This is a genomic window from Halomonas ventosae, from assembly GCF_004363555.1.
Lineage (GTDB): Bacteria > Pseudomonadota > Gammaproteobacteria > Pseudomonadales > Halomonadaceae > Halomonas > Halomonas ventosae.
This window is the reverse complement of the sequence record NZ_SNZJ01000008.1, coordinates 70179-96625: the sequence shown is the minus strand read 5'-3', so window position 1 is coordinate 96625 and position 26447 is coordinate 70179. Positions and strand designations below refer to the sequence as shown.

General features: G+C 69.8%; 27 protein-coding genes and 1 other RNA gene. 23 read left to right on the top strand and 5 right to left on the bottom strand.

What is annotated here, in order from left to right:
- The first annotated feature begins 2 nt into the window (after window positions 1-2).
- The gene (locus DFP85_RS08755) at window positions 3-764 is read left to right on the top strand and encodes a Nif3-like dinuclear metal center hexameric protein (RefSeq protein WP_133635906.1); all 762 of its coding nucleotides are present in this window, start codon (window positions 3-5) and stop codon (window positions 762-764) included.
- Window positions 765-818: 54 nt separating this feature from the next.
- On the opposite strand, the gene DFP85_RS08750 is transcribed toward DFP85_RS08755, so the two are convergent.
- Window positions 819-1259: a Z-ring associated ZapG family protein gene (locus DFP85_RS08750; RefSeq protein ID WP_133635905.1), complete on the bottom strand. Its 441-nt coding sequence runs from the start codon at window positions 1257-1259 to the stop codon at window positions 819-821.
- A gap of 200 nt (window positions 1260-1459) precedes the next feature.
- Here DFP85_RS08750 and zapE point away from each other — a divergent pair, with 200 nt between their 5' ends.
- The 8 genes from zapE to DFP85_RS08710 all read left to right on the top strand — a co-directional run bounded on the left by zapE (window position 1460) and on the right by DFP85_RS08710 (window position 7764).
- Entirely contained in the window at window positions 1460-2650 is a 1191-nt protein-coding gene (zapE, locus tag DFP85_RS08745; RefSeq protein WP_133635904.1) for a cell division protein ZapE, read from the top strand.
- Between the two features lie 159 nt (window positions 2651-2809).
- Window positions 2810-3238: a 50S ribosomal protein L13 gene (gene rplM, locus DFP85_RS08740; protein WP_133635903.1), complete on the top strand. Its 429-nt coding sequence runs from the start codon at window positions 2810-2812 to the stop codon at window positions 3236-3238.
- A 13-nt stretch (window positions 3239-3251) separates the two neighbouring features.
- Window positions 3252-3641: a 30S ribosomal protein S9 gene (gene rpsI, locus DFP85_RS08735; RefSeq protein ID WP_106229161.1), complete on the top strand. Its 390-nt coding sequence runs from the start codon at window positions 3252-3254 to the stop codon at window positions 3639-3641.
- Window positions 3642-3861: 220 nt separating this feature from the next.
- Window positions 3862-4461, top strand: a complete 600-nt coding sequence (gene petA, locus DFP85_RS08730; protein WP_133635902.1) for a ubiquinol-cytochrome c reductase iron-sulfur subunit — start codon at window positions 3862-3864, stop codon at window positions 4459-4461.
- Window positions 4461-5720 carry a cytochrome b gene (locus tag DFP85_RS08725; RefSeq protein ID WP_133635901.1) on the top strand — a complete coding sequence of 420 codons (1260 nt, stop codon included), beginning with the start codon at window positions 4461-4463 and terminating at the stop codon, window positions 5718-5720. Before petA ends, DFP85_RS08725 begins: the two co-directional genes overlap by 1 nt.
- Window positions 5720-6487, top strand: a complete 768-nt coding sequence (locus tag DFP85_RS08720) for a cytochrome c1 (protein WP_133635900.1) — start codon at window positions 5720-5722, stop codon at window positions 6485-6487. Before DFP85_RS08725 ends, DFP85_RS08720 begins: the two co-directional genes overlap by 1 nt.
- A 147-nt stretch (window positions 6488-6634) precedes the next feature.
- Window positions 6635-7261, top strand: a complete 627-nt coding sequence (sspA, locus tag DFP85_RS08715) for a stringent starvation protein SspA (protein WP_106229165.1) — start codon at window positions 6635-6637, stop codon at window positions 7259-7261.
- Window positions 7262-7308: 47 nt separating this feature from the next.
- Window positions 7309-7764, top strand: a complete 456-nt coding sequence (locus DFP85_RS08710; RefSeq protein ID WP_133635899.1) for a ClpXP protease specificity-enhancing factor — start codon at window positions 7309-7311, stop codon at window positions 7762-7764.
- 102 nt (window positions 7765-7866) lie between these two features.
- Here the strand turns inward: DFP85_RS08710 and DFP85_RS08705 are convergent, their stop codons facing one another.
- Genes DFP85_RS08705 through DFP85_RS08690 form a run of 4 tightly spaced genes read right to left on the bottom strand, consistent with a single transcriptional unit; the run spans window position 7867 to window position 11186 of the window.
- Window positions 7867-8445, bottom strand: a complete 579-nt coding sequence (locus DFP85_RS08705) for a BON domain-containing protein (protein ID WP_133635898.1) — start codon at window positions 8443-8445, stop codon at window positions 7867-7869.
- Window positions 8446-8450: 5 nt separating this feature from the next.
- Complete coding sequence (locus tag DFP85_RS08700; protein ID WP_106229168.1) at window positions 8451-9044, bottom strand: phosphoheptose isomerase; 594 nt, start codon at window positions 9042-9044, stop codon at window positions 8451-8453.
- Window positions 9045-9082: 38 nt separating this feature from the next.
- Window positions 9083-9451, bottom strand: a complete 369-nt coding sequence (locus tag DFP85_RS08695) for a YraN family protein (RefSeq protein ID WP_133635897.1) — start codon at window positions 9449-9451, stop codon at window positions 9083-9085.
- On the bottom strand, window positions 9435-11186 hold the full coding sequence (locus DFP85_RS08690; RefSeq protein WP_133635896.1) for a penicillin-binding protein activator: 1752 nt from the start codon (window positions 11184-11186) through the stop codon (window positions 9435-9437). The genes DFP85_RS08695 and DFP85_RS08690 overlap by 17 nt, the downstream gene beginning before the upstream one ends.
- 46 nt (window positions 11187-11232) lie before the next feature.
- Here DFP85_RS08690 and rsmI point away from each other — a divergent pair, with 46 nt between their 5' ends.
- The 14 genes from rsmI to DFP85_RS08620 all read left to right on the top strand — a co-directional run bounded on the left by rsmI (window position 11233) and on the right by DFP85_RS08620 (window position 26363).
- Window positions 11233-12090 carry a 16S rRNA (cytidine(1402)-2'-O)-methyltransferase gene (gene rsmI / locus DFP85_RS08685; protein ID WP_133635895.1) on the top strand — a complete coding sequence of 286 codons (858 nt, stop codon included), beginning with the start codon at window positions 11233-11235 and terminating at the stop codon, window positions 12088-12090.
- A 32-nt stretch (window positions 12091-12122) separates the two neighbouring features.
- An RNA gene (gene rnpB / locus DFP85_RS08680) (RNase P RNA component class A) lies at window positions 12123-12475 on the top strand.
- A 48-nt stretch (window positions 12476-12523) separates the two neighbouring features.
- The gene (gene rsmH / locus DFP85_RS08675; RefSeq protein WP_133635894.1) at window positions 12524-13480 is read left to right on the top strand and encodes a 16S rRNA (cytosine(1402)-N(4))-methyltransferase RsmH; all 957 of its coding nucleotides are present in this window, start codon (window positions 12524-12526) and stop codon (window positions 13478-13480) included.
- Window positions 13481-13488: 8 nt separating this feature from the next.
- Complete coding sequence (gene ftsL / locus DFP85_RS08670) at window positions 13489-13815, top strand: cell division protein FtsL (RefSeq protein WP_133635893.1); 327 nt, start codon at window positions 13489-13491, stop codon at window positions 13813-13815.
- Window positions 13812-15527, top strand: a complete 1716-nt coding sequence (locus tag DFP85_RS08665) for a peptidoglycan D,D-transpeptidase FtsI family protein (protein ID WP_133635892.1) — start codon at window positions 13812-13814, stop codon at window positions 15525-15527. The genes ftsL and DFP85_RS08665 overlap by 4 nt, the downstream gene beginning before the upstream one ends.
- 25 nt (window positions 15528-15552) lie before the next feature.
- Entirely contained in the window at window positions 15553-17076 is a 1524-nt protein-coding gene (locus tag DFP85_RS08660; RefSeq protein ID WP_133635891.1) for a UDP-N-acetylmuramoyl-L-alanyl-D-glutamate--2,6-diaminopimelate ligase, read from the top strand.
- A complete protein-coding gene (locus DFP85_RS08655; protein ID WP_133635890.1) occupies window positions 17073-18452 on the top strand; it encodes a UDP-N-acetylmuramoyl-tripeptide--D-alanyl-D-alanine ligase in 1380 nt (459 codons plus the stop codon). The genes DFP85_RS08660 and DFP85_RS08655 overlap by 4 nt, the downstream gene beginning before the upstream one ends.
- A 9-nt stretch (window positions 18453-18461) precedes the next feature.
- Window positions 18462-19544: a phospho-N-acetylmuramoyl-pentapeptide-transferase gene (gene mraY / locus DFP85_RS08650; protein WP_106229177.1), complete on the top strand. Its 1083-nt coding sequence runs from the start codon at window positions 18462-18464 to the stop codon at window positions 19542-19544.
- Between the two features lie 38 nt (window positions 19545-19582).
- Window positions 19583-20959: a UDP-N-acetylmuramoyl-L-alanine--D-glutamate ligase gene (gene murD / locus DFP85_RS08645; RefSeq protein ID WP_133635889.1), complete on the top strand. Its 1377-nt coding sequence runs from the start codon at window positions 19583-19585 to the stop codon at window positions 20957-20959.
- Window positions 20956-22164: a putative lipid II flippase FtsW gene (gene ftsW, locus DFP85_RS08640; RefSeq protein WP_133635888.1), complete on the top strand. Its 1209-nt coding sequence runs from the start codon at window positions 20956-20958 to the stop codon at window positions 22162-22164. The genes murD and ftsW overlap by 4 nt, the downstream gene beginning before the upstream one ends.
- Window positions 22161-23249, top strand: coding sequence for an undecaprenyldiphospho-muramoylpentapeptide beta-N-acetylglucosaminyltransferase (gene murG / locus DFP85_RS08635; protein ID WP_133635887.1), 1089 nt, complete (start codon window positions 22161-22163; stop codon window positions 23247-23249). Before ftsW ends, murG begins: the two co-directional genes overlap by 4 nt.
- A gap of 58 nt (window positions 23250-23307) precedes the next feature.
- Window positions 23308-24720 carry a UDP-N-acetylmuramate--L-alanine ligase gene (murC, locus tag DFP85_RS08630; RefSeq protein WP_243737251.1) on the top strand — a complete coding sequence of 471 codons (1413 nt, stop codon included), beginning with the start codon at window positions 23308-23310 and terminating at the stop codon, window positions 24718-24720.
- Window positions 24717-25634 carry a D-alanine--D-alanine ligase gene (locus DFP85_RS08625; RefSeq protein WP_133635886.1) on the top strand — a complete coding sequence of 306 codons (918 nt, stop codon included), beginning with the start codon at window positions 24717-24719 and terminating at the stop codon, window positions 25632-25634. Before murC ends, DFP85_RS08625 begins: the two co-directional genes overlap by 4 nt.
- A 3-nt stretch (window positions 25635-25637) precedes the next feature.
- The gene (locus DFP85_RS08620; RefSeq protein WP_133635885.1) at window positions 25638-26363 is read left to right on the top strand and encodes a cell division protein FtsQ/DivIB; all 726 of its coding nucleotides are present in this window, start codon (window positions 25638-25640) and stop codon (window positions 26361-26363) included.
- The last annotated feature ends 84 nt before the right edge of the window (window positions 26364-26447 follow it).

Sequence of the window (26447 nt, the reverse complement as noted above, 5' to 3'; positions counted from 1 at the left end):
GCATGACGAATCGTGACGACCTGGTCGCCGCCTGCGACCGACTGCTGGAGCCCGAACGCTTCAGGGACTACACCGTGAACGGCCTGCAGGTGGCCGGCGGAGAGCACGTCACGCGGGTCATGACCGGGGTGACCGCTTGCCAGGCGTTGCTCGACGAGGCCGTGGCCTGGCAGGCCGACCTGGTGCTGGTCCACCACGGCTACTTCTGGAAGAACGAGCCGGTCACCGTCACCGGCATCAAGCGCCGGCGCCTGGCGACGCTGCTGGCCCATGACATCAATCTGCTGGCCTATCACCTGCCGCTGGATGCCCACCCCGAGCTCGGCAACAACGCCGAGCTCGGTCGGCGGCTGGGCTTCACCGTCACGGGCTGCGCCGATGGCGAGCTTGGCGAGGGGCTGGTATGGCTGGGCGAGCCCCGGACGGGCCTCGACGCCGCTGGCCTCGCCCGTGACGTCGAGGCGTGCCTGGGCCGTCAGCCGCTACTGGTCGAGGCGCCGGGGGGCGGCGAGATTCGCCGTATCGCCTGGTGCACCGGCGGGGCCCAGGACATGATCACCGTCGCCCGGGAGGCCGGGGCCGATGCCTTCATCTCCGGCGAGATCTCCGAGCGCACCACCCACCTGGCCCGCGAGATGGGTATCCACTACCTGGCGGCGGGCCACCATGCGACCGAGCGCTACGGGGTCCAGGCGCTGGGCGAGTGGCTCGCGGCCAAGTTCGCTGTCGAGCATCGCTTCGTCGACGTCGACAACCCCGCCTGAGCGAAGGGCATGCGCCCCGCGACCGGGGCGCATGCGCCGGGTAGCGGGAAACGCTCAGTAGCGCGGCGGCTGGGGAGTGGAGGCGTCATCCTGCTTGAGGCCGAAGTCCTCGGAGAGGGTGCCGCGGTTGCCGTCGGCGTAGTCGCGGGGCGCGGCGGGTTCCGTGGTGGGCGTGTCGGCGGCGGGGGAGACGGTGTCCAGGGCCTGGCGGCGCAGCGAGCGGGCGCCCAGGCGCTCCCGGGCCTCCTCGGCCTCCTGCTCGAGGCTACGGCTCTCACGCTGCAGGCTCTCGGCGAGCCGGGCAATCCGCTCCAGGCCATCGCCCATGCCATCCTTGAGTTCCGCCAGTTCCCGCTCGCGCTCGGCGAGGCGCTGGCGCAGGCGCTGGGTGTTGCCGGCGCTGGCGTTCAGCAGGTGGTAGCCCAGGGCCCCGATGCCGATGCCGGCCAGCAGGCAGGCGATGGCCAGCACCCAGTTGATGTTGGTCTCGTCCACGTTGTGCTTTCTCCCTGGAGCGTTGGGCGACATGCCGCGCGAGGCGCGGGAGCGTCATGGGGCCGGACGGGATCCGGGTGCCCATTATAGGGGCGACGCGGTGCGCCGGGTCAACGCGGCGGCCGGCGATGCCAAGAGCGGGCGGGATGCGTATAATGCCTCCCCGCGAACGTCCCGAGTAAAGGCCCTCAGGAATCCCCATGAGCGAGACGCACCCTCCCACGGCTTCCCGCAACGCGCGGCACCCCGAGACGCCGATGACCCGCTACCGAGCGGATCTCGAGTGCCACGGCTTCCAGCCCGACGCCGCCCAGGAGCAGGCGGTGACGCACCTGCAGCGTCTCTACGACGAGCTGGTGGCGACCCCGCCTTCCCGGGTTGTGCCGCCCAGGCGTGGTGGCGGGCTGAAGTCGCGGGTGGCCGGCCTGCTGGGTCGCCGCGACCGCGAGGTGCCGCCCGAGCCGGCGCTGCCCGCGATCCACGGGCTCTACTTCTGGGGCGGGGTGGGGCGCGGCAAGACCTACCTCATGGATACCTTCTTCGAGACGCTGCCCTTTCCCGAGAAGATGCGCACCCACTTCCACCGTTTCATGCAGCGGGTGCACAACGAGCTCGAGCACTACAAGGGCGAGCGCAACCCGCTGACGCTGATCGCCGCCAAGTTCGCCGCCGAGGCCCGGGTGATCTGCTTCGACGAGTTCTTCGTCAAGGACATCACCGACGCCATGATCCTGGCCAATCTGCTCGAGTCGCTCTTCGCTCACGGCGTGGTGCTGGTGGCGACCTCGAACATCGTGCCCGGTGAGCTCTACAAGGATGGCCTGCAGCGGGCCCGCTTCCTGCCGGCCATCGACCTGCTCGAGCGTCACTGCGAGGTGGTCAACGTGGACTCGGGGATCGACTACCGCCTGCGCGCCCTGGAGCGGGCCGAGATCTTCCATGCGCCCCTCGACGACGAGGCCGAGGCCGAGCTGGCCCGCAGCTTCCGCGAGATCGCCGGCCACGCGGGCGAGGAGGGGGCGCCGATCGAGATCAACCACCGGGTGCTGCACACCCGCCGGCTGCATGACGACGTGGTGTGGTTCGAGTTCACCGAGCTTTGCGACGGCCCCCGCAGCCAGAACGACTACATCGAGCTGGCCCGCGAGTTCCACAGCGTGCTGGTCTCCAACGTGACCCGCATGAGTGGCGCGACGGATGATCAGGCCAGGCGCTTCATCAACATGGTCGACGAGTTCTACGACCGGGGCGTCAAGCTGCTGATGTCCGCCGAGGTGCCGGCCGAACAGCTCTACCGCGACGGGCGCCTGGAGTTCGAGTTCCAGCGCACTCTCTCGCGGCTCCAGGAGATGCAGTCCCACGACTACCTGGCGTTGCCCCACAAGCCATGAGGGCGATGCTGCCCCTTTCCCCGAGGGGGTCGGCTCGTGTAGAATGCGCGCTCGCTCGACTGTTGCCTTCCCTCCGGGGCAGGCAACCAAGAAGAATAGGGATGGTTCCATGCCGGACGCCCGGCGGCAGAACCCAATACATCAAATGGTGATTCATCCATGAAGACGTTCACTGCCAAACCGCAGTCAGTCCAGCGCGACTGGTTCGTCGTCGACGCTGCGGACAAGACGCTCGGCCGCCTGGCCACCGAGATCGCTCGCCGCCTGCGCGGCAAGCACAAGCCGGAATATACCCCGCACGTGGATACCGGTGACTATATCGTCGTGATCAACGCCGAGAAGGTCCATGTCACCGGCAACAAGGCCAGTGCCAAGACCTACTACCGCCATACCGGCTACCCGGGTGGCCTGCGCTCCATGAATTTCGAGAAGATGATCGCCCACGCGCCGGAGCGTGTCATCGAGTCCGCCGTCAAGGGCATGCTGCCGAAGGGTCCCCTGGGCCGTGCCATGTACTCGAAGCTCAAGGTCTACGCCGGCACCGAGCATCCGCACGCTGCCCAGCAGCCGCAAGCACTGAACATCTGAGGGAGTCTTCGCCATGACACAGCAGTATTACGGTACCGGGCGCCGCAAGACCTCTACCGCCCGCGTCTTCCTGAAGCCGGGCACCGGCAAGATCACCGTCAACAGCCGTGAGCTGGACCAGTACTTCGGTCGCGTCACGGGCCGCATGGTGGTTCGCCAGCCGCTGGAGCTGACCGATACCCTCGGCCAGTTCGACGTCTACGTCACCGTCAAGGGCGGTGGTGGCTCGGCCCAGGCCGGCGCCATCCGTCACGGCATCACCCGTGCCCTGATGGACTACAACGAGGACTTCCGCGGCCAGCTGCGCGAGGCGGGCTACGTCACCCGTGACGCCCGCCAGGTCGAGCGCAAGAAGGTCGGCCTGCGCAAGGCGCGTCGTCGCCCGCAGTTCTCCAAGCGCTGATACGCCTCGTATTGCCGCACGAAAACGCCCAGGTCCAGTGACCTGGGCGTTTTTTGTTCTGGATCAAGAATTTGTCGTCAGGTTTCCCGCTTGCTCTGGGAACCTTTCCTTGTGCGGGGCGACACGATTTTTTACCATACACTGCATTTGGTATCCGTGGTCGCGGGGGATTCACTGCCCGTGATGGAACAGCGGGTAAGCTGATGGGAGAAACCTGAAAATGGCAGATAACGGCGTAAACAAGGGTCGGCGCCGTTTCCTCGTAGGTGCCACCACCGTCGTGGGTGCGGTGGGTGCCGTCGGGGTTGCGGTCCCCTTTGTGGCTTCCTGGCAGCCTAGTGCCAGGGCAAGAGCGGCGGGTGCCCCCGTCCAGGCCGACGTGTCGAAGCTCGAACCCGGGCAGCGCATGACGGTCGAGTGGCGGGGCAAGCCGGTATGGATCATCAACCGCACGCCGGAGATGATCGAGCGCACGGAGGGCTTCGATGCCTCGCGCCTGGCCGACCCGCAGTCCGAGGTGCCCCAGCAGCCCGCCTACATCGAGGGCCCGCTGCGCTCCATCAAGCCCGAGATCGGCGTGATCGTCGGTATCTGCACCCACCTGGGCTGCTCGCCGCTCTATCGCCCCGAGCCGGATGCCGAGGGCGTGGGGACCGACGACTGGCCGGGCGGCTTCTTCTGCCCGTGCCACGGCTCGCGCTTCGACCTGGCCGGTCGGGTGTTCCGCAACGTGCCGGCCCCGACCAACCTCGAGGTCCCCCCTTACCGCTTCGACAGCGACGTGCTGATCACGGTCGGCGAAGATGAGGAGACTGCCTGATGGGTAACCCGAACAAAGTCAAGGCGGAGCGCGGCTTGATGCGCTGGGTCGATGACCGCTTCCCGGCCACCCAGATGTGGCAGGACCACATGGCGAAGTACTACGCGCCGAAGAACTTCAACTTCTGGTACTTCTTCGGGTCCCTGGCGCTGCTGGTACTGGTCAACCAGATCCTCACCGGTGTCTGGCTGACCATGAGCTACAACCCCTCCGCCGAGGGCGCCTTCGCCTCGGTGGAGTACATCATGCGCGACGTGGAGTACGGCTGGCTGATCCGCTACATGCACTCCACCGGCGCGACGGCCTTCTTCGTGGTCGTCTACCTGCACATGTTCCGCGGCCTGCTCTACGGCTCCTACAAGGCGCCCCGCGAGCTGGTGTGGATCTTCGGCATGGCCATCTACCTGGCGTTGATGGCCGAGGCCTTCATGGGCTACCTGCTGCCCTGGGGCCAGATGTCCTACTGGGGCGCCCAGGTCATCATCTCGCTCTTCTCGGCGATCCCGGTGATCGGGCCCGACCTGACCCAGTGGATTCGCGGTGACTTCCTGATCTCCGGCATCACGCTCAACCGCTTCTTCGCCTTGCACGTGGTGGCGCTGCCCATCGTGATCCTGGCGCTGGTGGTGCTGCACATCATCGCCCTGCATGAAGTCGGCTCCAACAACCCCGACGGCATCGACATCAAGAAGAAGAAGGACGAGAGCGGCAAGCCGCTGGACGGCATCCCCTTCCATCCGTACTACACGGTGAAGGACCTGGTCGGCGTGGCGGTGTTCCTGTTCGTCTTCTGCGTGGTGATCTTCTACTTCCCGGAGGGTGGGGGCTACTTCCTCGAGAAGCCCAACTTCGAGCCGGCCAACCCGCTCAAGACCCCGGATCACATCGCGCCGGTATGGTACTTCACGCCCTTCTACGCGATCCTGCGCGCCATCACCTTCTCGCTGTTCGGCCTCGACGCCAAGTTCCTCGGCGTGATCTGCATGGGCGCGGCCATCGCGGTGCTCTTCGTGCTGCCCTGGCTCGACCGCAGCCCGGTGCGCTCGATGCGCTACAAGGGCTGGATGTCCAAGATGATGCTGGCACTGTTCGCGATCAGCTTCGTCATCCTGGGCGTGCTCGGGGTACTGCCGGTCACCGAGGGGCGCACCATCCTGTCCCAGGTGTGCACCGTCATCTACTTCGCCTTCTTCCTGCTGATGCCGTTCTATACCCGGCTGGAGAAGACCAAACCCGTTCCGGAAAGGGTGACTGGCTAATGAAAAAGCAACTGTTCGCACTGCTCTTCGCGCTGGTGCCCGTCACGGCGATGGCCGCGGGGGGCGCGAGCGTCCCCTACTCCATGGAGCCCGACCTCGAGGACAAGGCCTCGCTGCAGAACGGCATGAAGCTCTATGTCAACTACTGCATGGGGTGCCACTCCCTGGAGCACCAGCGGTTCGCGCGTGCCGCCGAGGACCTGAACATCCCCCAGGACCTCGTCGAGGAGAACCTGATCTTCTCCTCGGACCTGGCCTTCAACGACCAGATGCACATCGCCATGGACAGCGGTGACGCCGAGGCCTGGTTCGGTGCCCCGCCGCCCGATCTGACCCTAGAGTCGCGGCTGCGCGGCAACGACTGGATCTACTCTTACCTGCTCTCCTTCTACAAGGATCCCAGCACCGGCACCGGCGTCAACAACGCGGTCTTCCCGCTGGTGGCCATGCCCAACGTGCTGGAGCCGCTGCAGGGGGTGCAGGAGAAGGTGTGCGCCGAGACGGACCAGCCGGTCGAGGGGGCCGAGCTCGATCCCCTGACCGGCAAGTACCAGTCCTGCGAGACGCTGCAGATCACCCAGCCGGGCGAGATGGAGCCGGCGGAGTTCGAGGAGGCGGTCTACGACCTCACCAACTTCCTCGCCTACGTGGGTGAGCCGTCCAAGCTGCAGGCGCAGTCGCTGGGACCGAAGGTGCTGATCTTCATCTTCATCTTCGGGGTCATCTCCTACCTGCTCAAGCGCGAGTACTGGCGCGACGTCCACTGATCCGTCTGCGACGGACATCCACGGGGGCGCATGGTCGAGGGCCATGCGCCCCTCGTGGTCTCTGCCCGATACCGGGCGGCACGATGGCCCTCAAGGCGGGGCCGGTCGTGTTATCATCTCGGCACGAACTGATGCGAGGATTGTTACATGGGTGTAGTGGCCAAGCGGTCGTCGATGATCTTCTACTCCGGAGGGGATGACCATTTCAGTCATCGTGTGCGAATCGTGCTCGCCGAGAAGGGCGTGGCCGTCGATATCGTCGAGGTGACCGACGAGCAGCACCCCGAGGAACTCGCCGACCTCAACCCCTACAACAGCGTGCCCACGCTGCTCGACCGCGACCTGGTGCTCTACGAGTCCAAGGTGATGATGGAGTACCTCGACGAGCGCTTCCCGCACCCGCCGCTGCTGCCCGTCTATCCCGTGGCGCGCGCCAAGAGCCGCCTGTGGATGCACCGTATCGAGCGCGAGTGGTGTCCGCTGGTCGAGCAGATCCAGCGTGGCGCGAAGAAGGACGCCGAGAAGGCCCGCAAGGAGCTGCGTGAGAGCCTGGTCGGCATCTCGCCGATCTTCGAGGACATGCCCTACTTCATGAGCGAGGAGTTCACTCTGGTGGACTGCTGCCTGGCTCCGATCCTCTGGCGCCTGCCGGTGCTGGGCATCGAGCTGCCCGAGAAGCAGGTCAAGCCGCTGATGGGCTACATGGAGCGCCTGTTCGACCGCGATGGCTTCAAGGCAGCCCTCAGCGAAAGCGAGCGCGAGATGCGCGCCTGAACTCCGATCCGGTGCAGACCGGGTCCCCGACCCAGGAGGGCCAAGCGATGCTATCGAGCCGTCCCTATATTGCCAGGGCCCTTTACCAGTGGCTGCTGGACAACGACCTGACCCCCTACATCGTCGTCGATGCCGAGCAGGCGGGCGTCGAGGTGCCCCGCCAGTTCGTGCAGAACGGCCAGATCGTTCTGAACCTGGCGCCCACCGCCGTGCGTGACTTCGCCATGGAGGATGAGGCGGTGAGCTTCTCGGCGCGCTTCGGCGGCCGCCCCATGCAGGTGATGGTGCCCATCGAGGCACTGATCGCGATCTACGCCCGGGAGAACGGCGTGGGCATGGTGTTCGGTCATGAGCCGGTGATTCCGGCCGGGGCCGACGAGGCCGGCGAGAAGGAGTCCCACCTCAATGAGGTGGAAAGTGCCGATGACGCCCCGCAGGACGAGGAGCCGGGTGACGAGGCACCGCCGCGCAAGGGGCGCCCCTCGCTGCGGGTCATCAAGTGATCCGGCAGTGACCGGCTAGCCGCGTTCCCCGAAGGCGGAAGGCGGTTCATCGACGCAAGACGGCAGGCCCATTGGCCTGCCGTCTCGCGTTCGGGGAGGGGCTCAGTCCAGGTAGTCGAAGACCTTGACGATACGCTGCATGCCCCCGGCGCCCGACACGGCCTGGACGATGCGTTCCGCCTCGTTGCGGGTGACGATGCCCATCAGGTAGACGCTGTTGTTCTCGACGACCACCCGGATGCGCCCGGAGTCGATCTCCTCGTTGGCCGCGAGGCTGGTACGGATTCGGGTCATCAGCCAGGTGTCGGAGAGGCGCTGGCTGGCCGGCAGGTTGGCGGCGACGGAGAGCTCGTTGTGCACCTCGCGGACGTTGCGCACCTGGCCGGCGATCTCCTCGGCCTTCGACTTGAGCTCCTCGCTTGGCACCTGGCCGGTGAGCAGGACGACGCCGTTGAAGCTGTCGACGTTGATGCGGGCATCGCCCAGTCGGGCATCGGTGCGGCCGAGGTTGTGGCCGATCTTGGTCTCGATGCTCTCGTCCTCGACCTGGGTGCCGAAGGTACGCTCGCCGTAGTTCTCGTCGATGGTGCCGGGAGTGGTGACGCCGGTCACGGTGGTGCAGCCGGCAAGGCCGAGGCCGAGGGTGAGCAGCAGGGGCGTGAGAAGGGACTTCCTGGTCATGGGGGTCACTCGCTTGTACCGAAGAGTTGTTCGTCGATCAGGTCGCACAGGCAGTGGATCGCCAGCAGGTGGACCTCCTGGATGCGGGCGGTGGAGGTCGCCGGCACGCGGATCTCGCAATCGTCCTGGCCCAGCAGTGAGGCCATGTCGCCGCCGTCGCGGCCGGTCAGGGCCACCACCGTCATGTCGCGGTCGTGGGCGGCCTGGATGGCCTGGATGACGTTGGCCGAATTGCCGCTGGTGGAGATCGCCAGCAGGATGTCGCCGGGCTGGCCCAGGGCACGGATCTGCTTGGAGAAGACCTCGTTGTAGCTGTAGTCGTTGGCGATCGAGGTCAGGGTCGAGGTGTCGGTGGTCAGGGCCAGGGCCGGCAGGCTGGGGCGTTCCCGCTCGAAGCGGTTGAGCAGCTCGGAAGAGAAGTGCTGGCTGTCGCCGGCGCTGCCACCGTTGCCGCAGGCCAGGATCTTGCCCTCGTTGACCAGGCACTGGACCATCATCTGGCTGGCCACCTCGATGAAGGGCGGCAGTACCTCGCTGGCATAGGTCTTGGTGTCGATGCTGGCGTTGAAGTGGCCGAGAATGCGCTGCTGGAAATCCATGCGGGTTCCTGGTCCTTTTCGCAGATGGGCTTGACCGGTCAGTACGCTTCGAAGGCATCCGCCACCCATTCGATCTCGAGGTCGGGGGGCGTGCCGGTCACGGCCAGCACGTCGAAGCGGCAGGGACATGATAGCCCGTTGCGCTGGAGATAAAAACGCGCCGCCCGGATCAGGCGGCGCTGCTTGGCGGCGGTGACGGTCTCCAGCGGGTGCCCGTGGCGGCGGTCGGCACGGTGGCGGACCTCGACGAACACCAGCAACGTGCCATCGCGCATCACCAGATCGATCTCGCCGCCCTTGGCATGCTGGTTGCTGGCCTCGTGGGTGAGCCCGCGCGCCGTCAGCCAGCGGGCGGCGAGCCGCTCGATGGCTTCGCCGCGGGCCCGCGCATCACGGGGCCCGGTCATCGCCGAATACGCCGGGGATCAGCACGGGCTGGGGCACGCCGTTGACGAAGCGGGCCCAGGGCAGGCGGCGCTGGATCCGGCCATCCTCGCCGGGGCTCAGGGTGCCGGTGGCGCCGAACAGCTCGCTGCCGCTGATGGCCTGCAGCTGCGGCAGGCGGGTGGCCAGCTCGTAGGCATCCACGCCCATGGCCATCAGCCGGAACATGGCGGGGTCGGACTCCTCGCGCAGCCGGCGATAGCTGTCGAGGAAGGGCAGGGCCTCGACGCCGCCCACGGCAGCATCGGGGATCTGCCAGGGGATATCGGCGAACAGCACGTCGTCCAGGTCATGATCCAGGCGGGGCTGCAGGCGGCCCTCATAGAGGTGGGAGGTGGCATAGATCGGCAGGTCGCCGCTGTAGTAGTAGTCCAGGGTTGGCGGTACCTGGCGGGCATACTCCGGCAGGGCCAGCAGGAAGAGCATGTCCGGCTGGGGGTTGGTCACGGCGCGGCGGGCGCTCTCGGTGGCCGAGGATTCGGGGTTGTAGCGGACCGCATTGGCGACCTCGCCTCCCTGGTCGCGCCAGGCGTTCCAGAAGGCCTCGCCGACGCGGCGTCCCCAGTCATTGTCCGGGACCAGCAGCGAGGCCAGGCGGTGGCCGTCGACCCAGGCGCGGCGGGCGGCCTGGCGCGCCTCGTCCTCGGCGGAGAGGCCGTACTGGAAGAGCCCGAGGGCCCGGTTGCGCTCCCCGCGGCCGTAGTTGAGTGCCAGGGTGGGCAGCGGCACCCGCTCGCGCTGTTCGAGCTCGCTGACGGCATCCTTGTCCAGCGGGCCGACCACCACCTGGGCGCCGAGTTCGGCGGCCTCCCGGTAGAGCGCCTCCAGGTCGCCGTGACTGCTGTCGAGGAAGGTCAGGCGAACGCCGCTGTCGACTCCCTCGAGGTGATGGGTGCGGATCCCCTCGCGGATCGCCCCGGCAATGCCCGACAGGGGCCCGGACTCGGGAAGGAAGACCGCGATGTGGTCGACCTCCTGGCCGCGCAGCTCTCCCAGGGCGGTGATCTCGCCGGGCAGGCGCCGCGCCGCCGGGTGACCGCGATGGCGCTCGCGCCAGTCATCCAGGCGGGCGAAGAGCCGCTGGATGTCGCCGCCGCTGGAGCGCACCAGCTCGGCGAGGGCCACCCAGCCCCGGGTCAGGTCGCCGCCCTCCTCGCGCAGGGTGGTCAGTGAGCCACCGTCGAGGCGGGAGAGCTGCTCCCAGATCGGGTCGTTGAGGTCCTCGCGCTCGGTCTCGGCCTGGACCCGGATCAGGGCCCGGGCGGCGGCGCGGGGCTCGTCGACCTCGCCCAGGGCCATCCCCAGGCGTTCGCGCAGGGTCAGGGAGGCCGCGCGAGGCAGGTCGACCTCGTCGAGCAGCTGGCCGGCCTGGACCACCGCCCAGGGATCCCCCTCGACCTCCCCCAGCTCGGAGAGCAGCAGCGCCCAGCGGACCCGGTCCTGGCGCTCCAGCCGGCTGTCGTCGATCTCCTTGGCGACCTCCAGTGCCTGGGTGCGGTTTCCCTGGCGTGCTAGGATGTCGGCCGCCTCCAGGCGCGACAGGGCGGCCTGGCTTGGCTCCTGCTGTTCGGCCTGCTGCAGCAGGCGCTGTGGATCACCGTCGGCCTGTCGCTCGATGATGCCCGGCTGGAAGCTGCAGCCCGCAAGCAGCAGCGCGGTGAGCGCGGCGGCCAGCGGGCCGCGAAACGAGATCTTCATGAATCCTTCCTTGTCCCCATGTCCGAGAGCATCCCAGGGAGCCGAGATGTCCGATACGCTTGCCGGTTCATTGTACGTGGTCGCCACACCCATTGGGAATCTGGACGATCTGAGCCCCCGGGCCGCCCGGGTGCTGGGGGAGGTGGCGGTGATCGCCGCCGAGGATACCCGCCACAGCGGCCGCCTGCTGCGACACCTGGGGCTGTCGCGGCCGATGCTGTCGCTGCACGAGCACAACGAGGCCGCACGGGTCGATGCCTTGGATGCCCGTCTCGTCGCCGGTGAGGATATCGCCCTGGTCAGTGACGCCGGCACGCCCTTGATCAGCGACCCCGGCTTCGTGCTGGTGCGCGAGCTGCGTGCCCGCGGGCGCCGCATCGTGCCGGTCCCGGGCCCCTGTGCCCTGGTGGCGGCCCTGTCGGCGGCGGGGTTGCCCACCGACCGCTTCCTGTTCCAGGGCTTCCTGCCGGCGAAGGGCGGTGCCCGGCGGGGACGGCTGGAGGCCCTGGCGGCCCGCGAGGAGACCCTGGTGTTCTACGAGTCGCCCCACCGCATCCGTGACACCCTGGCGGACCTGGCCACCACCCTCGGGGCGCGACGGGTGGTGCTGGCGCGTGAGCTGACCAAGGCCTTCGAGACCTTCCTCGACGGCAGCGCCACCGAGCTGCTCGCGCGCATGGAGGAGGACCCGGACCAGGCGCGCGGCGAGTTCGTGGTGATGGTGGCCGGGGCCGGCCCGCGCGGCGATGCCGACGCCTCGACGGTTGCGGCCGATGCCCTGCTGTCGGCCCTGCTCGCCGAGGGGCTGGGCGTCAAGCAGGCGGCCGCCGTGGCGGCGCGGGTGCTGGGCGGGGCGAAGAAGGCCTGGTATGGACGGCTCCAGGCGCTCAAGGACGGGCATTGAGGCGGGGGAGGGGCACTGGTATCCTTGCCCCGGGAGTTGGCCAGACAGTCGCCGCCGGAGCGATCCGGGGGAGGAAAGTCCGGGCTCCACAGGGCAGAGTGCCAGGTAATGCCTGGGCGGCGTGAGCCGACGGAAAGTGCAGCAGAGAGCAGACCGCCTACGTCTCCCTCGGGAGGCCGGCAAGGGTGAAAGGGTGCGGTAAGAGCGCACCGCGCGCCTGGCAACAGTGCGTGGCAAGGTAAACCCCACTCGGAGCAAGACCAAATAGGAACCCCATGGCGTGGCCCGCGTCGGGTTCGGGTAGGTTGCTTGAGGGCTCTGGTGACAGGGCCCCTAGAGGAATGACTGTCCACGACAGAACCCGGCTTATCGGCCGACTCCCACTCCGAACATCGCCGTGCCCACGGCCCCCAGCCCCTCGAACGAGAGCCTCATGCCGTCATCCGCCCCTGAACAGCCCGCCCGCGGCTTTCGCCATGCCAGCGTGCTGCTCGACGGCGCCGTGGAGGCGCTGGTCCATGACCCCGAGGGCACCTACCTGGACGGCACCTTCGGCCGCGGTGGCCATTCGCGTGCCATCCTCTCGCGGCTGGCCCCCGAGGGCCGCCTGCTGGCCATCGATCGCGACCCCCAGGCCATCGCCGAGGCCGCCGCCATCGATGACCGGCGCTTTTCCATCGAGCAGGGCGAGTTCGCCCGTCTCGGCGAGATCGCCGCGCGCCACGGCCTGCATGGCCGGCTGTCCGGCGTCCTGCTCGACGTGGGGGTCTCCTCGCCCCAGCTCGACGACCCCGAGCGGGGCTTCAGCTTCCTTCGCGACGGTCCCCTGGACATGCGCATGGACCCCTCCCGCGGCGAGAGCGCCGCGGGCTTCCTGGCCCGGGCCGGCGAGGGCGAGATCGCCGCTGTCTTCAAGGCCTACGGCGAGGAGCGCTTCGCCCGGCGGCTGGCGCGGGCCATCGTGGCGCGTCGCCTCGAGCGACCCTTCGAGCGGACTGCGGACCTCGCCGAGGTGGTCAAGGCTGCCCATCCCGCCTGGGAGAAGGGCAAGCACCCGGCAACGCGCGTCTTCCAGGCCCTGCGTATCCAGGTCAACGGCGAGCTGGAACAGCTCGATGCTGCCCTCGAGGCGGCGCTGGAGGCCCTGGCCCCGGGCGGCCACCTGGTGGTGATCAGCTTCCATTCGCTGGAGGACCGCCGGGTCAAGCGCTTCATCCGCGATCACGTGCGCGGCGATACCGACCTTCCGCGCGGCATCCCGGTCCGCGACGACCAGCTCAAGCGGCGCCTGGCGTCGCTGGGCAAGGCGCGTCGCCCCTCCGCCGAGGAGGTGCAGGAGAACCCCCGGGCACGCAGTGCGGTGATGCGTGTGGCGCGCAAGCGATACTGAGGACGGTCATGGCACAGGGACGCTCCGCGGCAACCTCCTCCTTCGGCTGGCCCCTTCGCCTGGCGGCCTCGCCGCAGCTGCTGCTGGTCGGCCTGCTGCTGGCGGCCTGCCTGGGGTCGGCCTTGGCGGTGATCACCACCAGTCACCTGACCCGTGACCAGTATGCCCGCCTGCAGCAGCTCGAGCGCGAGCAGCAGCAGCTGCAGACCGAGTGGGGGCAGCTGCTGCTCGAGGAAAGCGCCTGGTCCTCCCCCGCCCGCATCGAGCGCCTGGCCCGTGAGCGCCTGGAGATGCGTCTGCCCGACATCGACGAGGTCGAGGTCATCCGGCCATGAGCGCTGACGCCCGCAGCGGTGTGACGCCGCGTCGCCCGCCGCCCATGGCCCCCATGGGCAAGGCGCGCTACCGGGTGATGATGACGCTGGTGCTGGTGGGACTCACCCTGCTGGCCGGCCGCATCGTCGACCTGCATGTCTTCGACCGCCCCTTTCTGCAGGGGCAGGGTGATGCCCGTACCCTGCGCACCGACACCATTCCCGCCCATCGCGGCATGATCACCGACCGCCACGGCGAGCCGCTGGCCATCTCGACCCCGGTGGTCACCCTCTGGGCCAACCCCCAGGACCTGCCCGTCGACGACATCCAGCGCCTGATGCTGGCCAGGGCCCTGGGCCAGGAGCTCGAGACGCTCAACGAGCGTATCGCGCGCTACGCCGAGCGCGAGTTCATGTACCTGAGGCGTCGCCTCACGCCGGAGGCGGCCCAGCGGGTGCTGGACCTGCGCATTCCCGGCGTCCACGCCCGGGAGGAGTACAAGCGCTACTACCCGGCGGGGGAAGTCACCGCCCAGCTGCTGGGCGTGACCAACATCGACGATATCGGCCAGGAAGGCCTGGAGCTGGCCTACCAGGCGCACCTCGCCGGAGTGCCCGGCAAGCGGCGCGTGCTCAAGGACCGCCGCGGTCGCCTGGTGCGCGACCTGGCGCTGCTGCAGGAGGCCCAGCCGGGCGGGGACCTCACCCTGGCCCTGGACCAGCGCCTGCAGTACATGGCCTATCGCGAGCTCAAGGCGGCGGTGGCCGAACACGACGCCGACGGCGGCATCGTGGTGATGCTGGATGCGCGCAGTGGCGAGGTGCTGGCCATGGCCAACCAGCCCTCCTACAACCCCAACAACCGCGCCGGACTCGACCCCCAGGGACTGCGCAACCGGGCCATCGTGGATATCTACGAGCCGGGGTCGGTCATGAAGCCGCTGGCGATGGCCGCCATGCTCGAGACCGGCGAGGTGCCGGCGGATACCGTGGTCGATACCGCGCCGGGCTGGATGGTCATCGACCGCTTCACCATCAAGGACATCCGCAACTACGGCGAGCTCAGCCTCGCCGGCATCCTCGAGAAGTCCTCGAACATCGGCATGTCCAAGCTGGCGCTGCGCCTGGATGACCCCGTGGTCCCGGCGACCTACCGGGCCGTGGGCCTGGGACAGAGCCCGGGGACCGGCTTCCCGGGCGAGGCGGCCGGCAGCATCCCGGCACCGGCGCGCTGGTCGAGCAGCCAGTGGGCGGCCCTCTCCTACGGCTACGGCCTCTCGGTCTCGGCGCTCCAGCTGGCCAGTGCCTACACGGCCATTGCCAACGACGGCCGACGGCTGCCGCCCTCGCTGCTCAAGCTCGGCCAGGCACCGGCCGGCGAGCAGGCCATCGACGCCGGCGTGGCACGGCGGGTCCTGGGCATGATGGATCAGGTCGTCGAGCCCGGCACCGGCGCCCGCCGGGCCCTGGTGCCGGGCTATCGGGTCGCCGGCAAGACCGGGACCGTGCGCAAGACTGATGCCGGCGGCTATCAGCAGAAGGCCTACCGCAGCCTGTTCGTCGGCATCGCGCCGGTCTCGGACCCGCGGATCGTCACGGTGGTGATGATCGATCACCCGCGGGGGGAAAGCTACTATGGCGGCGCGGTGGCGGCGCCGGTCTTCTCGCGGGTGGCCGGCAATGCCCTGCGCCTGCTGGACGTGCCCCCGGATGCCCGGGAGCCGGAATCATGAGCGCAAGCCCTTTGGAGGAAACGCGATGCAGCTGACCGCCGAGCGACTCGAGACGGGCCTGGCCGGGCTATGGCCCGAGTGTCGCCATGCCCTGGCGCGGGTCACCCTGCCGGCGACCGTCCGGCTGGTACTCGACAGTCGCCGGCTGGCCGAGGGCGATGTCTTCGTGGCGGTGCCGGGCGTGGCGGCGGATGGTCGCGACTTCATCCCGGCGGCCCTCGAGGCCGGGGCCTCGCTGGTGCTGGCCCATGACGACGGCGCGCCCGGGCCCGACGACCCCCGGGTGCTGTGGCTGCCGGGACTGCGCGAGGCCCAGGGCGAACTGGGCCAGCTGCTGTTTGCCGTACCCCGGGACCTGCAGCTGGTCGGGGTCACCGGCACCAACGGCAAGAGTTCGGTGACCCACTATCTGGCCGAGTTGAGCATGGCCCTCGGGGTGGACGCCGGGCTGATCGGCACCCTGGGGCACGGCCGGCCGGGGCGCCTGGCGGCCGGCCAGCTGACCACGCCGGGGCCCCTGGCCCTGCAGGCCGCGCTGGGGGAGCTGGCCGCCGACGGCGTCCGCCGGGTGGCCATGGAGGTCTCCTCCCATGCCCTGGAGCAGGGTCGCCTCGATGGCTGTCGGGTGCACGCGGCAGTCTTCACCAACCTCAGCCGTGACCACCTGGACTACCACGGCAGCATGGCGGCCTATGCCGCCGCCAAGGCGCGGCTGTTCCGGCGCCATGAGCTCGAACTCGCGGTGGTCAACGGGGACGACCCGCTGGCGCGCCTGATGCTCGCCGGCGTGCACCGCCACGTGCGTGTCCTGGCCGTCGGCGAGGACGAGGCGGTGACCTTGCGCGTCATCGACTGGGTGCCCCATGCCGAAGGGCAGCGGGCGCTCATCGCCACGCCGGAGGGGGAGCGGGTGCTCGAGCTCGGCCTGATGGGCCGCTTCAACCTGGATAACGTGCTGCTGGCCATCGCCACCCTGCACGGCCTGGGGCACCCCCTGGAGGCGCTGTTCGCGGCGGCGGCCGACCTCGCCCCGGTGCCCGGTCGCATGCAGCGCCTGACCCTGCCGGGGGCCCCCACGGTGGTCATCGACTATGCCCATACCCCGGATGCCCTCGACAGTGCCCTCTCGGCGCTGCGCGCCCACCTGCCGGGCGACGGCCGGCTGTGGTGCCTGTTCGGCTGCGGCGGCGACCGCGACACCGGCAAGCGTCCGCTGATGGCACAGGCCGCGGCGCGCCATGCCGACGTGCTGGTGGTCACCGACGACAACCCGCGCAGCGAGGACCCGGCGGCGATCCGCGCCCAGGTCCTCGCGGGCCTGGAAGCGCCCGAGCGCGACGGGGTCCTCGAACTGGCCGGGCGGGGCGCGGCGATCGCCCGGGCGCTGGCCGAGGCCGGCCCCGACGACGTGGTGCTGATCGCCGGCAAGGGACACGAGGACTACCAGGAGGTCAAGGGGGTGCGCCATCCCTTCTCGGACCTGGCCGAGGCCGAGCGGGCGCTGGCCGGACGGGGGCCGGACAGGGCCCCCGGGGAGGGCGAGCCATGAGCGGCAGCGGGCTGACCACGCTGGGCGAGGTCGCCACGGCCTTGGGCCTGCCGGCACCGCCCGAGGACCTGCCCATCGGTGCGATCGTCACCGATACCCGCCGCCTGGCCCCGGGAAGCCTGTTCGTGGCGCTCAGGGGCGAGCGCTTCGATGCCCACGACTTCCTGGACCAGGCGCGGGAGGCCGGTGCCGTGGCGGCCGTGGTCGAGGCAGCGGCAGAGCGACCGATGGATGACCCGTTCCCCCAGCTGCTGGTGGCCGACACCCGGCTGGCCCTGGGGCTGCTGGCGCGTGCTCGGCGGCGCGCCTGGGGCGGCCCCCTGGTCGCCGTGACCGGCAACAGCGGCAAGACCACGGTCAAGCAGATGCTGGCGACCCTGCTCGAGCAGAGCGGGTCGACGTTGGCCACCCAGGGCAACCTGAACAACGACATCGGCGCGCCCCTCACCCTGCTGGCGCTGGAGCCCGGGCACCGCCAGGCCGTGGTGGAACTGGGCGCCAACCACCTCGGCGAGATCGCCTGGACCACGACCCTGGCCGAGCCCCGGGTAGCTGTGATCACCAACGTCACCGGGGCCCACGTGGGCGAGTTCGGCGGCATGGGCCGTATCGCCCAGGCCAAGGCGGAGATCCTGACCGGCCTGCCGGCCGACGGCGTGGCGGTGCTCAACCGCGACGATGCCTTCTTCGCCACCTGGGCGCGCCTGGCGGCGCCTCGCGAGGTGCTCGACTTCGGCCTGGATGCGCGGGCTCGCCTGCGAGCCGAGGCGCTGGCCTGTGACGCCGTCGGACGCTATGCTTTCACGCTTGTCCGGGACGGCCGCGAGATCGGGCGCGTCCGGCTGGCCCTGCTGGGGCGCCACAACGTCGCCAACGCCCTGGCGGCCGCGGCCGCGGCTCTGGCCATGGGGCTGGGTGAGCGAGAGGTGCTGGCCGGGCTCGAGGCGGTGGCACCCATGCCGGGCCGGCTGAGCGTCGTGGAGGGCCTCAACGACTCGCGGCTGCTGGACGATACCTATAATGCCAACCCCGGCGCGGTGAAGGCGGCGCTCGACGTCCTGGTGACGCTGCCCGGCCCGCACTGGTGCCTGCTGGGCGCCATGGGAGAACTGGGGGGCGAGTCCGACCGGCTGCACGCCGAGCTCGGACACTACGCGCGGGAACGGGGAATCGATTTCCTGGGCACCCTCGGCGAGCCGGCGAGGCCGGCCAGCCGGGCCTTCGGCGAAGGCGGGGTCCATTTCGACGATCGGGAGGCGCTGATGCGCCACGTCCTCCACCATCTACCGTCCGGGGCCAGCGTGCTGGTCAAGGGCTCGCGCAGCGCCGGCATGGAACGCGTCGTGGCGGCCCTGCGTGCGGATGCTTCAAGGTGAACGCGATACATGCTGCTCTTTCTGGCTGACTTCCTGGCGCAATTCCAGAGTGCCTTCAACGTCTTCAACTATCTGACCCTGCGCATGATCCTGGGGACCCTGACCGCCCTGGTGCTCTGCCTGTGGCTCGGGCCGGTGATGATCCGCCGCCTGGTGGAACGCCAGATCGGCCAGGCGGTGCGCGACGACGGCCCCCAGTCCCACCTCTCCAAGGCCGGCACCCCCACCATGGGCGGCGCCATGATCCTGATGGCCATCGCCGTGAGCACCCTGCTGTGGGGCGACCTCACCAACCACTACGTCTGGCTGGTGCTGGCGGTGACCCTGGGCTTCGGCGCCATCGGCTGGGTGGACGACTTCCGCAAGGTAGTGGAGAAGAACCCTCGGGGCCTGCCGGCGCGCTGGAAGTACTTCTGGCAGTCGCTGATCGGCGTGGCGGCCGCGGTGCTGCTCTATGTCACCGCCGCCTCGCCGGTGGAGACCAGCCTGATCGTGCCGCTCTTCAAGGAGTTCGTGCTGCCCCTGGGGGTGTTCTACATGGTGCTCACCTACCTGGTAATCGTCGGCAGTTCCAACGCGGTCAACCTGACCGACGGGCTCGATGGCCTGGCGATCATGCCCACGGTGCTGGTGGCCATGGGCCTGGCGGTCTTCGCCTATGCCAGCGGCAACACGGTGTTCGCCGACTACCTGCAGATCCCCTTCATTCCCGGGGCGGGCGAGCTGGCCGTGTTCTGTGCCACTATCGCCGGGGCCGGCCTGGGCTTCCTGTGGTTCAACACCTACCCGGCCCAGGTGTTCATGGGCGACGTGGGGGCCCTGGCCCTGGGCGCAGCACTGGGCGTGGTGGCGGTGATCGTTCGCCAGGAGATCGTGCTGTTCATCATGGGCGGCATCTTCGTCATGGAGACCGTCTCGGTGATCCTGCAGGTGGGCTCCTACAAGCTCACCGGGCGGCGCATCTTCCGGATGGCGCCGCTGCACCACCACTACGAGCTCAAGGGCTGGCCCGAGCCGCGGGTCATCGTGCGCTTCTGGATCATCACCGTGGTGCTGGTGCTGATCGGCCTGGCCACCCTCAAGGTCCGCTGATCCCCGGGGACCGATTCGCCATCCGCAAGGAGCTCAACATGGTCAAGGTGCCGAAGGGAACCACGCTGGTGGTCGGGCTCGGGCTCTCCGGGCGGGCCATCTGCCGCCACCTCGGCCGGCTCGGCGTCCCCTACATGGTTGCCGATACCCGTGCTGCGCCGCCGGGCCTGGCGGAGTTCCAGGCCGTCCACCCGGGCATCGAGGTCCACTGTGGCCCGCTCACCGGCCTGGACCTCGCCGAGGTGGAGGAGGTGGTGGTCAGTCCCGGCGTCGACCCTCACGCGCCGGGCCTCGAGGCGCTGGCGGGGCGCACCCGCGGGGCCACCGGCGAGCCGCTGCTGGTGGGGGAGATCGCGCTCTTTGTGCGCGCTGCCCGTGCACCCATCGTCGCCATCACCGGCTCCAACGCCAAGTCGACCGTGACCACCCTGGTGGGCGAGATGGCCCGCGAGGCCGGGGTGCGGGTGGCGGTGGGCGGCAACCTGGGGACCCCGGCGCTCGACCTGCTCGACGCGGCACCGGACGCCGAGCTCTTCGTGCTGGAGCTCTCCAGCTTCCAGCTCGAGACTACCCCGCGCCTGGGGGCCGAGACGGCCGCCTTCCTCAACCTCTCCGAGGACCACCTGGACCGCCATGGCGACATGGCCGGCTACCGCGCCGCCAAGCTGGGTATCTTCCACGGCGCCCGGCACGGCGTGGTCAATGCCGACGACCCCGGTACCTGGCCGGACGGGCCGCTGCCGGCCCTGGACCGCTTCACTACCCGCTCTCCCCAGGGCAACGACTGGGGCATCGCCCGGCGCGCCGGGCGTGACTGGCTGGTGCACGGCGACACGCCGCTGCTGCCCGCCGACGAGATGCGCCTGCCGGGGCGCCACCACCAGGCCAATGCCCTGGCGGCGCTGGCCATGGGCCATCGCCTGGGCCTGCCCCTCGATGCCATGCGCGAGGTGCTGCGGCGCTTCCCCGGGCTGCCCCATCGCGGCGAGCTGGTGGCCCAGGTCGAGGGGGTGCGCTGGATCAACGACTCCAAGGGCACCAACGTCGGCGCCACCCTGGCCGCCATCGAGGGGCTCGGGCCGACCCTCGAGGGGCGGCTGATCCTGCTGGCCGGAGGGGTGGGCAAGGGCGCCGACTTCGCCCCCCTGGCGGCGCCCCTGGCGCGTTACGGCCGCGAAGCGATCCTCTTCGGCCGGGATGCCGAGCAGCTGGAACAGGCCCTGCATGGCCGGCTGCCGGTGACCCGGGTCGCGGACCTGCAGGCTGCCCTGGCGCGGGCGGTGGAGGTCGCCGCGCCCGGAGACTGCGTGCTGCTGTCGCCCGCCTGTGCCAGCCTCGACCAGTTCACCGACTACCAGGCGCGTGGCGAGGCCTTTCGCCGGGCGGTCAAGCGCCTGGCCGGGGAGGCCGCATGAGCCGGCTGTCCCGCCTTCGCCAGCGGCTGAGTACCGCCGATCACGCCTTCGACGGCTGGCTGGTGCTGGCCTCTTTCGCGCTGCTGCTGATTGGCTGGGTGATGGTGACCTCGGCGTCCAGCGAGGTGGCCTCGAGCCTCACCGGCAATGCCTGGTACTTCAGCCTGCGCCACGGCATCTTCATGCTGGTGGCGCTGGCCGCCGGGGCGCTGGCCCTGCGGGTGCCGCTGGCCTGGTGGAAGGCCAATGGCCCGCTGCTGCTGCTGGTGGGGCTGGTCCTGCTCCTGCTGGTATTGCTGGTGGGCCGCGAGGTCAATGGCAGCCGCCGCTGGCTCTCCGTGCCGGGCCTGCCCTTCAACCTGCAGGCCTCCGAGGTCGCCAAGTTCTGCCTGATCGTCTACCTGGCCGGCTACCTGGAGCGCTTCCTGCCCCTGGTGCGTCGCCAGTGGGGGGCCTTCCTGCGTCCCCTGGCGGTGATGGCGCTGATCGCGGGGCTGCTGATCCTCGAGCCCGACTACGGCGCCGTGGTGGTGATGACCGGCGCGGTGATGGGCATGCTGCTGATGGCCGGTGCCCCCTGGGGGCGCTTCCTGGTGCTGCTGCTGCTGGTGGGTGCCCTGGGGGCCCTGGCCGCCGTGGCCGAACCCTACCGGATGGCGCGCCTGACGAGCTTCGCCGACCCCTGGGCCGATCAGTTCGCCAGCGGCTATCAGCTGACCCAGGCGCTGATCGCCTTCGGTCGCGGGCACTGGCTGGGCATGGGGCTGGGCAACAGCGTACAGAAGCTGTTCTACCTGCCGGAGGCCCACACCGACTTCGTCTTCGCCGTGCTGGCCGAGGAGCTTGGCCTGCTGGGCGCCATCGCCGTGGTGGGGCTCTTTGCCCTGCTGGTGTGGCGCGCCATGGCGGTGGGACGGCGGGCCGAACTGGCCGGCCTGGCCTTCGCCGCCTATGTGAGTTACGGCGTCGCCCTGGTCATCGGGGCCCAGGCCTTCATCAACATCGCGGTGAGTACCGGGATGCTGCCCACCAAGGGGCTGACTCTGCCGCTGCTCAGCTATGGCGGCTCGAGCCTGGTGGTGAGCTGCGTGATGATGGCGCTGCTGCTGCGCGCCGACATCGAGACCCGCCAGGTCGTGCGCCGGGCCAGGCCCACGGCATCCCGGGCGCCATCGCCCGGCAGCACACAAGGACGCGCAACATGAGTCGACGCGAGGAACGCCGCGTGCTGATCATGGCCGGCGGCACGGGGGGGCACGTCATCCCGGCCCTGTCCCTGGCCCGCGGGCTGGCGGCGCAGGGCGTGCAGGTCGCCTGGCTGGGCAGCCCGCGCGGGATCGAGAACCGCCTGGTCCCCGAGGCCGGTATCCCGCTGCACCGCATCGCGGTGAGCGGGCTGCGGGGCAATGGCCTGGCCGGCTGGCTGCTGGCCCCCTTCAACCTGGCTCGGGCGGTCTGGCAGGCGACTCGGGTGATCCGCGACGTCGACCCCCAACTGGTGGTCGGGCTGGGCGGCTTCGCCAGCGGGCCCGGCGGCCTGGCGGCCTGGCTGACCCGACGGCCGCTGGTCATCCACGAGCAGAACGCCGTGGCGGGCCTTACCAACCGGGCGCTGTCACGCCTGGCGCGCCGCGTCTATGCGGCCTTTCCCCAGGCCTTCCCCGGCCGGGCCGAGGTGGTCGGCAACCCGGTGCGCGATGAGATCGCCCGGCTCGGCGAGGCCCCGCGGCGCGCGGACGAGATGGCCGGACGGCGGCTGCGGCTGCTGGTGGTGGGCGGTTCCCTGGGGGCGCAGGCCCTCAACGAGCGGTTGCCCGAGGCGCTCGCCCGGCTGCCCGAGACGGCTCGCCCCGAGGTGCGCCACCAGGCCGGCCGCGACAAGGATACAGCCACCCGTGAGGCCTACCGCGAGCAGGGCGTCGAGGCCGACGTCACGGCCTTTATCGACGACATGGCCGGCGCCTACGCCTGGGCCGACCTGGTGGTGTGCCGCGCCGGTGCCCTGACCGTGGCGGAGCTGGCCGCTGCCGCCAAGCCGGCGCTCTTCGTGCCCTTCCCCTACGCGGTGGACGACCACCAGACGGCCAACGCACGGGCCCTGGTCGACGAGCAGGCGGCGCGACTGATGCCCCAGCAGGAGATGAGCGCGGCGACGCTGGCCGAGTGCCTGGCGTCGCTGCTGGACCCCGACACTCTCGCCACCATGGCGGCACGAGCCCGTGGCTGTGCCCATCTCGATGTCGTCGAGCGCCTGGTGGCCGGTTGCATGGAGACAGGCTTTGAGCGATGAGACCCTCGGACCGGTTCCCGGTCAGGTCACGCCCCCCCATCCCGGACGGGGGCTGGGCATGCGTCGTATCCGGCGCATCCATTTCGTCGGCATCGGCGGTGCCGGCATGTGCGGCATCGCCGAGGTGCTGGCCAACCAGGGCTATGCGGTCAGCGGCAGCGACCTGAAGGCCTCCCCGGTGGTGGCCCGCCTTCGCCGCTGCGGCATCCGCGTGGCCATCGGCCATGCCGCCGAGCATGCCGCGGACGCCGATGTGGTGGTGGTCTCCACCGCGGTGGACGAGACCAATCCCGAGATCCGCTGGGCCCACGAGCACCGCGTGCCGGTAGTGCGCCGCGCGGAGATGCTCGCCGAGCTGATGCGCTTTCGCCACGGCATCGCCGTGGCCGGCACCCACGGCAAGACCACCACCACCAGCCTCACCGCGACCCTGCTGGGCGAGGGCGGGCTGGATCCCACCTTCGTGATCGGCGGACGGCTGACCAGTGCCGGTACCAATGCGCGGCTGGGGGAGGGCGACTACCTGGTGGCGGAGGCCGACGAGTCAGATGCCTCCTTCCTGCACCTGCAGCCCATGGTGGCCATCGTCACCAACATCGATGCCGATCACATGGCGACCTACGGCGGCGATTTCGAACGGCTCAAGGGCACCTTCATCGAGTTCCTGCACAACCTGCCGTTCTACGGCCTGGCGATCCTGTGCATCGACGATGCCCACGTGCGCGGCCTGCTCGACCGGGTCAGCCGCCAGTTCGTCACCTACGGCTTCAGCGAGGATGCCGACTACCGCATCGAGGGCTTCGTCCAGCAGGCCGGCGAGGTGCACTTCACCGCGGTGCGCCCCGAAGGGCTGGCGCCGCTCGAGGTACGCCTGGCCATGCCGGGGCGCCATAATGCACTCAACGCCCTGGCGGCGATCGCCGTGGCCAGCGACGCGGGGGTCGAGGATGACGCCATCCTGCGGGGCCTGGCGAGCTTCGAGGGGGTGGGGCGACGCTTCCAGGTGCATGGCCACTTCCCGGCCCCGCAGGGCGGGGGCGAGGTGATGCTGGTGGACGACTATGGCCACCATCCCCGCGAGGTGGCGATGGTGATCGACGCCGTGCGCGCGGGCTGGCCCGAGCGGCGCCTGGTGATGGTCTACCAGCCGCACCGTTACTCGCGTACCCGCGACCTCTACGAGGACTTCGTGCGGGTGCTGGCCGGGGTGGACACCCTGCTGCTGCTCGACGTCTACAGCGCCGGAGAGGCGCCGGTGCCCGGCGCCGACGGGCGCACCCTGGCGGGCTCGATCCGCCAGCGCGGGACGGTCGACCCGATCTTCGTCCAGGACAAGAGCGAACTGCCGGGGCTGCTCGCCCGGGTGCTGCGTCCCGGCGATATCCTGATTACCCAGGGGGCAGGCGACGTGGGCGGCATCGCCCAGCACCTGGCCGATGCCGCCCTGGTGCTCGACGAGGTGACACTATGACGCATGATGTCGGCCGGGTGGTGGTGCTCTATGGCGGGGACTCCGCAGAGCGCGAGGTGTCGCTGAAGAGTGGTGCCGCGGTGCTCGCGGCCCTGACGCGCTCGGGGGTGGACGCTATCGGCTACGATCCCGCCGACGGCGGGCTGGTGGGGCTTGAGGCCCTGGCCCCCGACCGGGTCTTCATCGCCCTGCACGGAAGGGGGGGCGAGGACGGTACCCTGCAGGGGGCGCTGGAGCTGCTGGGCATCCCCTACACCGGCAGCGGCGTGCTGGCCTCGGCGCTGGGCATGGACAAGCAGCGCACCAAGCTGATCTGGCAGGCTCTGGGCCTGCCGACCCCGGAGAGCGTGATGCTCGGTCCGAAGGCCGACTGGTCGGCGGTGGTCGAGCGCCTCGGCCTGCCGCTGATCGTCAAGCCGGTCCACGAGGGCTCGACCCTGGGCATCAGCATCGTCGAGAGCCGCGATGCACTGGAGTCGGCCTACCGCGATGCCGCCCGCTTCGATGCGCGAGTGATGGCCGAGCGCTTCGTCAGGGGAGAGGAGTACACGGTGTCGCTGCTGGCGGGCGATGTCCTGCCGGCGATCCGCGTCGAGGTACCCAGCGGCTTCTACGACTACGAGGCCAAGTATCTCTCCGACGAGACCTGCTACCATCTGCCGTGCGGTCTCTCCGGCGACGAGGAAGCCGAGCTCGCCGCACTCTGTCGGGGGGCGTTCGAAGCCATCGGCGCCGAGGGATGGGGGCGGGTCGACGTGATGCGGGACGCCGAAGGGCGCTTCTGGCTGATCGAGGTCAATACCGTGCCGGGGATGACCGACCACAGCCTGGTGCCCCAGGCGGCGGCCCATGCCGGCATCGACTTCGATGCCCTGGTGCTGCGCATCCTCGCCACGGCCGGGGAGCGGCACTAGCCCATGGCACCGCGTGGAAGCTTCGTCGGCGTCCTCCTGCTGGCCCTGCTGCTGGGTGCCGGGGGGCGGGCGCTGTGGGTGTGGCTCGACCGGCCCATCGAGCGAGTCTCGGTGGGGGGCGAGCTTCACCACGTCAGCGCCGACTACCTTCGCAGCCAGTTGGCCCCCCTGATCCAGGGGCAGACCTGGCTATCCGTCGACCTGTCCGCGCTGCGCCAGCAGGCCCGGGATATCGGCTGGCTGGCCGAAGTGCGCGTCAGCCGCGAGTGGCCCGATGCGCTGACCTTCGACCTGGTCGAGCAGGTGCCGGTGGCGCGCTGGAACGACGCCCAGTTGCTCAACCCCGAGGGCGAGCCCTTTGCCTTCGGCCCGGTGTCGCCGCCCGACGACCTGCCGGACCTCGCCGGCCCGCCCGGCAGCGGGGCCGAGGTGCTGGGCTACCATGCCCGGCTCGCCGCCCAGTTCGCCACCCAGGGGCTCGAGGTGCGCCAGCTGCGCCTCGAACCCCGCGGGGCCTGGCGCTTCCAGCTCGACAGCGGCGTCTGGGTGATGCTCGGTCGCAATGACCGCCGCGCCCGGCTGGGACGCCTGGCCGCCGCCTGGCAACGTGAGCTGGGTCCCCTGGCGTCGCACATCCGCTACATCGACCTGCGATATCCCAACGGGGTCGCCGTGGCCTGGCACGGCCAGACCGAACCGGTGGAGGAAGAGTCGCCGGCGGAGAGCTGACGGGGTCAGGAGATATTGCGGTTGTCCGGGTGGCATTTCGGGTGTTTCTTTCGTGACAAATTCGCCGTATCGTGTCGGGTGATT